Annotated in this window: 9 protein-coding genes; 6 read left to right on the plus strand and 3 right to left on the minus strand. The window is 72.1% G+C overall.

Annotation, left to right across the window (positions count from 1 at the left end; translation table 11 throughout):
- Positions 1 to 10: 10 nt before the first annotated feature.
- Positions 11 to 604, plus strand: coding sequence for a GNAT family N-acetyltransferase (locus tag ACFHVL_RS18420; protein WP_416629346.1), 594 nt, complete (start codon positions 11 to 13; stop codon positions 602 to 604).
- On the opposite strand, the gene ACFHVL_RS18425 is transcribed toward ACFHVL_RS18420, so the two are convergent.
- Positions 585 to 2,030 (minus strand): serine hydrolase domain-containing protein, encoded by a 1,446-nt coding sequence (locus ACFHVL_RS18425; protein WP_416629348.1) that lies wholly within the window; start codon positions 2,028 to 2,030, stop codon positions 585 to 587. The genes ACFHVL_RS18420 and ACFHVL_RS18425 overlap by 20 nt on opposite strands.
- An 81-nt stretch (positions 2,031 to 2,111) precedes the next feature.
- Between ACFHVL_RS18425 and ACFHVL_RS18430 the strand changes: the two genes are divergently transcribed.
- A complete protein-coding gene (locus ACFHVL_RS18430) occupies positions 2,112 to 2,696 on the plus strand; it encodes a hypothetical protein (RefSeq protein ID WP_416629350.1) in 585 nt (194 codons plus the stop codon).
- Positions 2,697 to 2,760: 64 nt separating this feature from the next.
- On the opposite strand, the gene dinB is transcribed toward ACFHVL_RS18430, so the two are convergent.
- Both dinB and ilvD read right to left on the minus strand, forming a co-directional pair.
- Positions 2,761 to 4,014: a DNA polymerase IV gene (gene dinB, locus ACFHVL_RS18435; protein ID WP_416629398.1), complete on the minus strand. Its 1,254-nt coding sequence runs from the start codon at positions 4,012 to 4,014 to the stop codon at positions 2,761 to 2,763.
- Between the two features lie 67 nt (positions 4,015 to 4,081).
- Positions 4,082 to 5,929 carry a dihydroxy-acid dehydratase gene (gene ilvD / locus ACFHVL_RS18440; protein WP_416629352.1) on the minus strand — a complete coding sequence of 616 codons (1,848 nt, stop codon included), beginning with the start codon at positions 5,927 to 5,929 and terminating at the stop codon, positions 4,082 to 4,084.
- A 149-nt stretch (positions 5,930 to 6,078) separates the two neighbouring features.
- On the opposite strand from ilvD, the gene ACFHVL_RS18445 reads away from it, so the two are divergent.
- The 4 genes from ACFHVL_RS18445 to ilvC all read left to right on the plus strand — a co-directional run bounded on the left by ACFHVL_RS18445 (position 6,079) and on the right by ilvC (position 12,120).
- Positions 6,079 to 8,319: a putative bifunctional diguanylate cyclase/phosphodiesterase gene (locus ACFHVL_RS18445; protein ID WP_416629399.1), complete on the plus strand. Its 2,241-nt coding sequence runs from the start codon at positions 6,079 to 6,081 to the stop codon at positions 8,317 to 8,319.
- A gap of 198 nt (positions 8,320 to 8,517) precedes the next feature.
- Entirely contained in the window at positions 8,518 to 10,416 is a 1,899-nt protein-coding gene (locus ACFHVL_RS18450) for an acetolactate synthase large subunit (RefSeq protein WP_416629353.1), read from the plus strand.
- Positions 10,417 to 10,485: 69 nt separating this feature from the next.
- Entirely contained in the window at positions 10,486 to 11,001 is a 516-nt protein-coding gene (ilvN, locus tag ACFHVL_RS18455) for an acetolactate synthase small subunit (protein ID WP_416629354.1), read from the plus strand.
- Positions 11,002 to 11,106: 105 nt separating this feature from the next.
- Positions 11,107 to 12,120, plus strand: a complete 1,014-nt coding sequence (gene ilvC / locus ACFHVL_RS18460; RefSeq protein WP_416629355.1) for a ketol-acid reductoisomerase — start codon at positions 11,107 to 11,109, stop codon at positions 12,118 to 12,120.
- The last annotated feature ends 13 nt before the right edge of the window (positions 12,121 to 12,133 follow it).

Consider the following 12,133-nt stretch of genomic DNA (forward strand, 5'->3'; position numbering starts at 1 on the left):
GATGTCCGGCATGCAGCGCAACCCCGACGGCGGAAACGGCGACCAGGATCGGGCATCGGTCTATCACCGGGCCGGTACCCAGGCCGATGTTCCGGCGGTCCTCGACCTGCTCGACGGTGCCGTGCGCTGGCTGGCCGAGCGGGGGCGGACCGACCAGTGGGGCACCGAGCGGCAGTCGACCAGCCCGCGCCGGATCGCGATGGTCACCGGGTGGGCGCGGGAGAGTGGCCTGGTGCTGGCGTGCGTGCCGGCCGCTGCCGGTGGTGACGGGCCGCGAGTTGGCGAGCAGGTCGTCGGGGCGCTGGCCGTCGGCACGGCCCGGTCCTACGTGCCGCCGGTGAACGAGCCCGAGTTGTACGTGAATCTGCTGGTCACCGACCGACGGTGGGCCGGTCGCGGGGTCGGCGGTGCCCTGCTGGACGAGGCTCGGCGGATCGCCGTGGAACGCGGCGCGACCCTGCTACGGGTCGACTGCTACGCCGGTGGTGACCGGGCGCTGGTCCGCTACTACGAGCGGGCCGGGTTCACCGCCGCCGAGCCGTTCACCATCGACCAGCCCGGCGGCCCGTGGCCGGGGCAGATTCTCAGCCAGCGGATCCGCTGACCTGCTCGTCGGTGTCGGTCACCGGCCGTTCGGAGCCGGCTCGCCACCCGGTCGGGTCCACGCCGCCCGGCACCGCCGCCGCCGGATCGTACGGCCCTCGGGTCAACACCAGTGTGCCGAGATCGAGATGGTCGACCGCACCGGCCGGGTCCCGGATCACCCGCAGCGTCTCCCCGGCGTAGAAGCCGTCGAAGCCGGTCCAGGTGTCGGCGGTGGTGGTGGCGCGGAACCGGGTGCCCCGTCCCGCCCTGCCGATCGGGGTGAGCTGGAGCCTGCCGTCGCCGAGCAGCCGGATCGCCACCGGCCGCGCGCCCCAGTACCACGGCCCGGTCAGGTCGAGCAGTGTCGGGTCGAGGCCGGCGGCCGGTCGCCACGGCGGCGGGATCGTCGGCTCCCGGTCGGCGACGATCTTGACCAGGTCGGCGGCGATGTCGCCGATCTGCGGGCCGGCGGTGACGTTGGCCAGTACGACCGCAGCCACGTCCTGGTCGGGGCAGGTCCACAGGGCGGCGAGAAACCCCGGCACCGAACCGGTGTGCCCGGACAGGCTCAGGCCATGGTGGCGCAGCAACTGCATGCCCAGGCCGTACCCGTGGTCCGGGTCCGCGCTCTCCGGCGGCGAAGCGGCGGTACGCATCATCGCCAGCGACTCGGTGGACAGCACCTGCGGGTCGCCGTCGAGGAGGAACACCGCGAAGCGACTGAGGTCGGCGACGGTGGACCACAACTGCCCGGCCGGGGCGAGGTGGCCGTACTCCTCGGTCGGCTCGGGCAGTAGCACGTCCGCCCAGGGATGAACCGCCCAGCCGGCGGCAGGTCGACCACCCGGGGCGACGCCGCTCTGCGTCATCGAGAGCGGGTCGAGCACGTCGGCCCGCAGTGTCTGCCCCCACGGTCGGCCGCGCAGTCGCTCGATCAACTTGCCGAGCAGCGCGTACCCGGGGTTGGAGTACCGGTGCCCGTGTCCGGCCGGCCACCGGTCCGCATCGGCACCGAGCACGTCGGACAGCTCCGGTCGCAGCGCGCCGGGGGTGCGTTCCCACCATGGGCCGCGTGGTTCGGCCGGCAGCCCGGCATTGTGCGCCAGCAACTGCGCGACGCTCGCCTCGACTCCGCAGCCGGGCAGGTGCCGGTCGATCGGGTCGGTCAGCTTCAGCAGACGTTCCTCGGCCAGCCGCAGCACCTGGACCGCGGTGAAGGTCTTGCTGATCGAGCCGATCCGGTAGCCGGTCGACGCCTGCGGCGCGGTGCCGTCGACCTCGCCTCGACCGGCGGTCCAGACCGGCCCGTGCGCGCGGACCACCGCCGCGATCATGGACGGCGCGCGGCCGTCGGCCTGGCCGGTGGCGAGCCGGTGCAGCAACGCCCGCGCGGTCTCCGGTAGCAGACCTGCGGGTGTTTCCTGGTGTGCGGCGGCGGGTGTCATACCGCTGATCCTTGGCGATCCCGGCCGTTTCGGCCAGCGGCGGTGCCGTCGATCCGAGCCGATCCGTGGCATGGTTACCCGATGGACGATGTCGACGCCCCACACCTCGGTGCAGATCACGCCGCCTGGCATGCCCGTCCGCCGGCGGTGCTCGGTCAGGTGGTCGCCGGCCAACTGCTGCTGGCCCGCAGCGACCGGGCGGCCGTGGTGCTGGCCAGCGTACTGGCGTACCCGACGGGGTTCGAATTCGATGTCAGCGCCATCCTGCGTGAGCCGCAGCCAGCCGGAGGCGGAGCGTTCACCGACGGCGCGGCGGTGCCGCGCCCTCGCAGCGCCGCCGAGTCGGGCGGCGGGCCGGAGCTCACGGTGCGGTTCGCCGACGGTACGACGTTGTCGAGCGCCCGACCCGGCCCGTTGCCCGAGCATCCCGGGGACGGAGCCCCGGCCGGGCCGGTGCTGGTGCCGGTCGCGGCCAGCACCGACGGTCGCCGCCACGACGCGCGGTTCTGGGTCTGGTCGCTTCCGCCGGAGGGCCCGGTCGTCGTCGAGTGCGGCTGGCCGGCCCAGGACATCACCTACGGCCGGGTGGAGATCTCCGGCACGCTGATCCGTGCGGCGGCGGCCGGCGCGGTCGAGCTGTGGCCGCAGGAGGCCGCGACACGCTGACCAACGCGTTCGCCCGGCCGCCGGGGCCGGCCGCTGTCAGTCCGGCCGCCGGTGCCGGCCGCTGTCAGTCCGGCCGCAGTGGGGCGGCGGGGCCGAGGTCGCGGCCGAGCAGCACCGCCCGGTCGACCGCCCTCGACCCGAACCGGTCCCGGACCGCGTCGAGCGCGGCGTCCAGGCTCTCCTGCCGTCCTACCGGCTGACCGGCGGGCCGTCCGTCCGGTCGCGGCGCTGCCGTGTCCGGTCGTGCGTCAGCCGGATCCAGCGGCAGGGTCAGCTGGGTGGCCTGCCCGTCGTCGAGGTTGCCGACCGAGACACCGACCAGGGTGAGGCCGCGCTCGCCGATCATCGGAGCGGCGGCGGCCAGCAGGTCACGGGCGGTGCCCAGAATGATCGACGTCTGGGCGGTGGCCCGGGGCAGGGTGTGCGCGCGGGTGGCCCGGCTGAAGTCGCCGAAGCGCAGCCGCAGGGTCACCGTACGGCCGGTGTGCCCGGCGGCCCGCATCCGTCGGCCGACCCGGTCGACCAGCCCGGCGAGGATCGCGTCCACGTCGGCCCGGTCCCGGCTGGCCCGGCCGAGCGCCTGCTGCGAGCCGATCGAGCCGCGCTGGCGCCCGACCTGGACCGGGCGCGGGTCCTGGTTGTGGGCCAGCGCGTGCAGATGCCGGCCGGCGGCCGCGCCGAGGATGGAGACCAGCGCCGCCTCGCCGAGGCGGGCCACCCGGCCGACCGTGGTGATGCCGCGTTCGCGCAGTTTGCCGGCGCTGACCGGGCCGACGCCCCAGAGCCGCTCGACGGGCAGCGGATGCAGGAACGCCAACTCCTCGTCGGGCGGCACGACCAGCAGCCCGTCCGGTTTGGCGACGCCGCTGGCGACCTTGGCGAGGAACTTGGTCCGGGCCACCCCGACGGTGATCGGCAGCCCGACCTGCTCGCCGACGGCGACCCGCAGCCGGGCGGCGATGTCGGCGGGTGCCCCGACGAGCCGACGCAACCCACCGACGTCGAGGAACGCCTCGTCGACGGAGAGCGGCTCGACCAGGGGAGTGGTCTGCCGGAAGACCTCGAACACCGCCCGGCTGGCCGCCGTGTACGCCGCCATCCTCGGTGGCACGACCACCGCCTGCGGGCAGATCCGGCGGGCCGCCCCGGTCGGCATCGCGGTCCGTACGCCGAACGCCTTGGCCTCGTAGCTGGCCGCCAGCACCACGCCGGCGCCGACGATCAGCGGCCGCCCGCGCAGCCGTGGGTCGTCGCGCTGCTCGACCGAGGCGTAGAACGCGTCCAGGTCGGCGTGCAGGATGCTGGCCTCGCCCACCACCCGGTCATCATCGCACAAGTGTTCGACAATGGTGCCTGAGCTGCTCAGACGGTCGCTAGACGGTCGGTCAGTCCGGGACGAGGCGGTAGGCGCCGTCGCTGGCCGAGGTGGCCATCGACGCGTACGCCCGCAGCGCCGCCGACACCGGCCGGTCCCGGTCGACCGGGGTGTACGGGCGGTCCCGCTTCTCCTGGGCGATCCGGCGGGCCTGCAGCACCTCGTCGGGAACGTCGAGCTCCAGCTTGCGGGCCGGGATGTCGATGACGATCTCGTCGCCGGTCTCCACCAGGGCGATCAGGCCACCGGAGGCGGCCTCGGGGGAGGCATGTCCGATGGACAGTCCGGAGGTGCCGCCGGAGAACCGGCCGTCGGTGATCAACGCGCAGGCGCGGCCCAGGCCCCGGCCCTTGAGGAACGAGGTCGGGTAGAGCATCTCCTGCATGCCCGGCCCGCCCTTGGGGCCCTCGTAGCGGACCACCACCACATCGCCGGCGACCACCTCGCCGGCGAGGATCGCCGAGACGGTGTCGTCCTGCGACTCGTACACCTTGGCCGGGCCACGGAAGGTCAGGCAGTCGTCGGGCACGCCGGCGGTCTTGACCACCGCGCCCTGCGGGGCCAGGTTGCCGTGCAGGATCGCCAGGCCGCCGTCGGCGGAGTACGCGTGGGCGATGTCGCGGATGCAGCCCTGCGCCGCGTCGGTGTCCAGGCTGGACCAGCGGGCGGTGGTGGAGAACGGCTCGGTGGTACGCACCCCGCCGGGCGCGGCGTGGAACAGCTCGACCGCCTCCGGGGTCGGTGCACCACCCCGGATGTCCCAGTCGGCCAGCCACTTGGCCAGCGACGGTGAGTGCACCGCCCGCACGTCACGGCGCAGCGCGCCGGCCCGGTCGAGCTCCCCGAGCAGCGCCGGGATGCCGCCGGCCCGGTGCACGTCCTCCATGTGGTACTTCGGGGTGTTGGGTGCGACCTTCGCCAGGCAGGGCACCCGGCGGGAGATGTCGTCGATGTCGGCGACGGTGAAGTCGAGCTCGGCCTCGCGGGCGGCGGCCAGCAGGTGCAGCACGGTGTTGGTGGAGCCGCCCATCGCCACGTCCAGGGCGACCGCGTTCTCGAAAGCGGCCCGGCCCGCCAGTGACCGGGGCAGCACCGAGGCGTCGTCGTCCTCGTACCACCGCTTGGCGATCTCGACGACGGTCCGGCCGGCCTCGACGAACAGCGACCGGCGGGCGGCGTGGGTGGCCAGCACCGAGCCGTTGCCCGGCAGCGCCAACCCGATCGCCTCGGTGAGGCAGTTCATCGAGTTGGCGGTGAACATGCCGGAGCAGGAGCCGCAGGTCGGGCAGGCGGACCGCTCGATCGTGTCGAGCTGGGCGTCGGTGACGGCTTCGTTCGACGCGGCGATCATGGCGTCGATCAGGTCGAGCTTGGCGTGCACCACGCCGTCGACGGCAACGGTCTTGCCGGCCTCCATCGGACCGCCGGAGACGAACACGGTCGGGATGTTCAGCCGCAGCGCGGCGAGCAGCATCCCCGGGGTGATCTTGTCGCAGTTCGAGATGCAGACCAGCGCGTCGGCGCAGTGCGCGTTGACCATGTACTCGACGGCGTCGGCGATCAGTTCCCGGCTCGGCAGCGAGTAGAGCATGCCGGCGTGGCCCATGGCGATGCCGTCGTCGACGGCGATCGTGTTGAACTCGCGGCCGACCCCGCCGGCTTCGGCGATCGAGTCGGCGACCAGTCCGCCCATGTCCTTGAGATGTACGTGGCCGGGCACGAACTGGGTGAAACTGTTCGCGACGGCAACGATCGGCTTGCCGAAATCGTCGTCGGTCATCCCGGTGGCCCGCCACAGGGCCCGGGCGCCGGCCATCGTCCGACCGTGCGTGGAGGTCTTCGACCGCAGCTCAGGCATCCGCCAAGTCTTACACCACGGTGGCCGGGCCGCTGCCGTGAGCGGTGCCGCGTATCACGTGTCGGGATCTTTGCTGGCCGGATGCCCCACCCCGGCACCATGGCGCGCCGCCGATCCGGCACAGTTGTGCCGTGCACCTCCCCCCGGGCATGCGGGCGTACCGGCCGATAGCGGTCGGGGCCGGCCTGACCACTGTCGCCGTACTCGTGGCGCTGGTCGGGGTGTCGACGCTGGCCGACACCGGAGATCCGGACCAGCCGCAGCGGTTGCTGCTCGCCACCGTGGTCGCCAGCGGTGGCACCGCCGGTGGCCTGGCGCTGATCTGGGGCCTGCTGCGGTTGCCCGGTGCCGCCGCCGGGCGGACGATCCCGGAGCTTCGTCACCTGCTCGACAGCCTTGCTGTCGGCGCGGCGCTGTGGCTCACCGGCTGGGTGCTGCTGGCACCGCCGACCCGGCTGCTCGGTGCGGCCACCCCGACGGTCTGCCCGGCGGTCGTGCTGGGCGGGGCGACGGTCGCCGTGGTGGCGGGGGTGGCGGTGGTGACCGCGTTGCAGGGCGGCTGGCGTCGCGCCGGGCTGGCGGCCAGTGGAGCGGGCGCGGTGGTGATCGCCGCCACCGGGATCGGCGCCGCCACCGGGCTCTGCCAGGCCTGGTCGGGGCTCGTCCTGGCCAACGCCGCCGCGTTGCCGGTGGGTCTGCTGCTTACCTGGCACGGCAGCCGTCGGGCCGGCCGGGTCGACGGCGCGAACGCGGGGCCGGGCGGCCGGGGCAGCGGTTACGTGTTCCTGCCGATCGTCGTGATCGCCGGGGCCGGGATCTACCACGCGTCGCGCGGTGGTGCGTTCGGCACGCTGGCTGTCGTGGTCGGCGGCGTGGAGGGGTTCGTCCTGGTGGGGCGGCAGTACCTGGCCCTGCTCGATGTGCGCGGCTACGCCGAGCGGCTGGCCGCGAGCGAGGCGCACTTCCGCAATCTCGCGCACACCGACCCGCTGACCGGACTGGCCAACCGGCGGGCGTTGCTGCAGGAGCTCTACGAGTGGGTCGCGAACGAACGCCCGGGCGGGTTGATCGCCCTGGACCTGGACGGGTTCAAGACGGTCAACGACATGCGTGGCCACGATGTCGGCGACGCCGTGTTGATCGAGGTGGGGCGGCGGCTCGCCGGGGTGCTCGACGGCGCGGGGCTGGCCGCGCGGCTCGGTGGTGACGAGTTCGCCGTCCTGCTGCCGGCGGCGGACGCGCAGGAGGCGCGCCGGTTCGGCGATCGGCTGCTGCAGGTGCTGAACGCTCCGTACCCGCATGAGCTGGGCCCGATCTACGTCTCGGCGAGTATCGGCATGGCGTCCCGGTCCACCGCCCCGGACGTCCCGACGCTGCTGCGCAACGCGGACCTGGCGTTGCGGTCGGCCAAGCAGCGCGGCAAGAACCGGGTGGAGCGCTACGACGTCTCCTACGACCAGGCGCAGCGGCGGCGGGTCCAGCTGGAGCACGAGATGCGCGGCGTGGTCGACCGCGGTGAGCTGCGGCTGGTCTTTCAACCGGTGGTGGCGGTGCCGTCGGTACGCCCGGTCGGCGCCGAGGCGCTGATCCGCTGGCAGCATCCCGAGCTGGGCAAGGTGCCGCCGGACGAGTTCATCCCGCTCGCCGAGGAGTGCGGGATGATCAATCGGCTGGGTGCCTGGGTGCTGGACCAGGCGTGCGAGCAGTTGGCCAGCTGGTTGGCGCAGGGACATGACGTGTGGGTGTCGGTCAACGTGTCACCGCACGAGCTGCACGACCCCGGGTACGTGCGGCAGGTCGACGAGGCGTTGCGGCGTCACCGCGTACCGCCGCAGCGGCTGGTGTTGGAGGTGACCGAGCATGCTGTCGCCCGGGACCTCGCGGAGCTGATCCGCCGGCTCAAGGCGTTGCGGGCCACCGGGGTGCGCATCGCCATGGACGACTTCGGTGCCGGGTATTCGTCGCTCGGGCAGCTGCGGAATCTGCCGATCGACATTCTCAAGATCGATCACAGCCTGGTGGCCGAGCAGGGGCCGACGGCACCGCCGCTGCCCGGACGGCGGGCGTTCGCGCCGATGGTGGACGTGGTGATGCGGCTCGGGCACCAGTTGGGTCTGGAGGTGATCGCCGAGGGGGTGACCAACCGGTCCGAGTTGGCGGTGGTGGTGGAGGCCGGTTGCCGGTTCGGCCAGGGCGCGCTGTTCGGCTGGGGGGTGCCGGCCGAGCATCTGGCGGCGATGCTGCAGGCGGCGACTTCCTCGGGCGGTCCGCATGGTGGTGTCGCCGGCCCCCGCTACCAGGGGGACGGCAGCTCACCGGCGCTGCCCCGACACTCGTACGCCCAGGATGTGAGATCAGTTGACTCATCGCATGAGATGCGTCAGGCTTAGCCCTATGTCGCTGACTCTGTCGTCTCGAGTACTTACCTGAGCGCACTCTCCCGCCGAGAGTGTGCTGGCCCCGTGCATCTGCACGAGGGCCGTTTTTATTGCCAGCTACCTGCCGGTTCCGGCCGATCGGTCCCATCTGCCGGATATGCCGCCGAGACCCTTGTCGCGAGACCACTGAGCTAGAAGGCCTGAACCGTCATGACGAGACCCACGCCCGAGAACCTCGCCCACCGCGTTCACCCGGTCGCGGCGGCCGCGCCGACACCGGCCACCCTCGCCAACGCCGTAACACCGCCGCCGGCCGCGCCGGTGCAGGTCTCCGGTGCGGCCTGCCTGGTCCAGTCGCTCGAGGCACTCGGTGTCGACGTGGTCTTCGGTATCCCTGGCGGCGCCATCCTGCCGGCGTACGACCCGCTGTTCGACTCGACGGTGCGGCACATCCTGGTCCGCCACGAGCAGGGTGCCGGACACGCGGCGACCGGCTACGCGCAGGCCACCGGCCGGGTCGGGGTCTGCATGGCGACCTCGGGCCCCGGTGCCACCAACCTGGTCACGCCGATCGCCGACGCGTACATGGACTCGGTGCCGATCGTCGCGATCACCGGTCAGGTCTCCCGGCCGATGATCGGTACGGACGCCTTCCAGGAGGCGGACATCCAGGGCATCACCCTGCCGATCACCAAGCACAACTACCTGGTGCAGTCCGGCGAGGAGATTCCCCGGGTGCTGGCCGAGGCGTTCCACCTGGCGTCGACCGGCCGACCAGGGCCGGTGCTGGTCGACATCCCCAAGGACGTCCTGCAGGCGCAGACAACCTTCGCCTGGCCGCCGACGCTGGACCTGCCCGGCTACCGGCCGACGACGCACCCGCACGGCAAGCAGATCCGGGAGGCGGCCCGGCTGATGGCCGGCGCCCGGCGGCCGGTGCTCTACGTCGGCGGTGGCGTGCTCAAGGCCAAGGCCACCGACGGGCTGCTGCGGTTGGCCGAGCTGACCGGGATTCCAGTGGTCACCACGCTGATGGCCCGGGGCGCGTTCCCCGACTCGCACCCGCAGCACCTGGGTATGCCCGGCATGCACGGCACCGTCGCGGCGGTGTACGCGCTGCAGAAGGCCGATCTGCTGGTGGCACTCGGGGCCAGGTTCGACGACCGGGTCACCGGCCAGCTGGACTCGTTCGCTCCGGACGCGGCGGTGGTGCACGCCGACATCGACCCGGCGGAGATCGGCAAGAACCGCCCTGCCGACGTGCCGATCGTCGGTGACGCCCGGCGCGTCATCGACGAGCTGATCGAGGCGTACCAGATTGCTCAGCGCGGCGCTGCCGGCACCGCCCGGCCGGTTTCGACCCGGACCAGCGCTGGCACCGCCGCCGGCGATCGCACCGACTGGTGGACCCAGCTCGACGATCTGCGTGAGCGGTACCCGCTGGGCTACGACGAGCCCGACGACGGCACGCTGTCGCCGCAGTACGTGATCCAGCGGCTGGGCAAGCTGGCCGGCCCGGACGCGATCTACGTGGCCGGGGTCGGGCAGCACCAGATGTGGGCCTCGCAGTTCATCTCGTACGAGAAGCCGAACACCTGGCTCAACTCTGGTGGGCTGGGCACGATGGGGTACGCGGTCCCGGCGGCGATGGGCGCGAAGGCCGGCCGACCGGATGCGACGGTCTGGGCGGTCGACGGTGACGGCTGTTTCCAGATGACCAACCAGGAGCTGGCCACCTGCGCGCTGGAAGGCATCCCGATCAAGGTCGCGCTGATCAACAACGGCAACCTGGGCATGGTCCGGCAGTGGCAGACGCTGTTCTACGGCGGGCGTTACTCGAACACCGACCTGGGCACCCACAAGCACCGCATCCCGGACTTCGTCAAGCTGGCCGAGGCGCTCGGCTGCATCGGGCTGCGCTGCGAGAACGCCGCCGACGTCGACGCCACGATCGCCGCCGCGATGGAGATCAACGACGCTCCGGTCGTGATCGACTTCGTGGTCGGCAAGGATGCCATGGTCTGGCCGATGGTCGCCGCCGGCACCAGTAACGATGAGATCATGTTCGCCCGGGACGTCCGGCCCGCCTTCGACGACGACGACCTGTGACGACCGAACTCGTGACCTGCGCCGACCGAGCCGCGCCGACCGAACCGATCCGACGATGACGAGGAAATGATGACCAAGCACACGCTCTCCGTGCTGGTGGAGAACAAGCCCGGGGTGCTGGCCCGGGTGTCCGGTCTGTTCTCCCGGCGCGGATTCAACATCGACTCGCTGGCGGTCGGGGAGACCGAGAACCCGGAGGTCTCCCGGATCACCATCGTGGTCGACGCCGACTCCTCGCCGCTGGAGCAGGTGACGAAGCAGCTGAACAAGCTGGTCAACGTACTGAAGATCGTGGAGCTCGATCCGACGGTGTCGGTCGCCCGTCAGCTGCTGCTGGTGAAGGTGCGCGCGGACCGGTCGATGCGGTCGCAGGTGCTGGAGACGGTCAACCTGTTCCGCGCCCGGGTGGTGGATGTCGCAGCGGACACCCTCACCATCGAGGCCACCGGCACCGCCGACAAGCTGGACGCGTTGCTACGGGATCTCGAAACGTTCGGGATCAAGGAGATGGTGCAGTCCGGCCTGGTCGCGATCGGGCGTGGCTCCCGGTCGATCACCACCGGTCCGGCGCTGCGCGCTGCCTGACCTGGGCGCGGCAGTGGCATCTGCCGCGCTTCGATGACCTGCGGCAGGTTGTTGCCGCCCGAAGAGAACGCCGGCCATCGTGGCCGGGCACACGAGAGGGAAGTCATGACCGCTGAGGTGTTCTACGACGACGATGCCGACCTGGGCCTCATTCAGGGCAAGAAGGTCGCCGTGCTGGGGTACGGCAGCCAGGGCCACGCCCACGCGCTGTCGCTGCGCGACTCCGGTGTCGATGTCGTGATCGGCCTGCCGGAAGGCTCCAAGAGCCGGGCGAAGGCCGAGGAACAGGGGCTGCGGGTGCTGACCCCGGCCGAGGCGTCGGCCCACGCCGACGTGATCATGGTGCTGGCGCCGGACACCGCACAGCGCTCGCTCTACACCGAGGCGATCGCGCCCAACCTGACCGCGGGCAAGGCGCTGCTCTTCGGCCACGGCCTGAACATCCGGTACGGCTTCATCACGCCGCCGGCCGACGTGGATGTCGCGATGGTCGCCCCGAAGGGGCCCGGGCACCTGGTGCGCCGGCAGTACGTCGACGGCAAGGGCGTGCCGGCGCTGGTCGCGGTGGAGCAGGACGCCACCGGTGGCGCGTTCGGTCTCGCCCTGGCGTACGCAAAGGCGATCGGTGGCACCCGGGCCGGGGTGATCAAGACGACCTTCAAGGAGGAGACCGAGACCGACCTGTTCGGCGAGCAGGCGGTGCTCTGCGGTGGCGCGGCGGCGCTGGTGCAGACCGGGTTCGAGGTACTCACCGAGGCCGGCTACGCGCCGGAGATCGCCTACTTCGAGTGCCTGCACGAGCTGAAGCTGATCGTCGACCTGATGTACGAGGGTGGCGTCGCGCGGATGCGCTACAGCGTGTCGGACACCGCGGAGTACGGCGACTACTCCCGTGGGCCGCGGGTGGTCGACGCGCGGGTCAAGGAGGAGATGCGCAAGATCCTCGCCGAGGTGCAGTCCGGTGAGTTCGCCCGTGAGTGGATCGCCGAGGACGACGCCGGCCGGCCGAACTTCGCCAAGTGGCGGGCGGAGGGCGCGGCGCACCCGATCGAGGAGACCGGCCGCAAGCTGCGCGGCATGATGAGTTGGGTGGACCGGCCGATCACCGAGACGGCCTGAGGTTCGGCGGCAC

This window comes from Micromonospora sp. LOL_023 (assembly GCF_048060115.1).
Taxonomy (GTDB): domain Bacteria; phylum Actinomycetota; class Actinomycetes; order Mycobacteriales; family Micromonosporaceae; genus Micromonospora_E.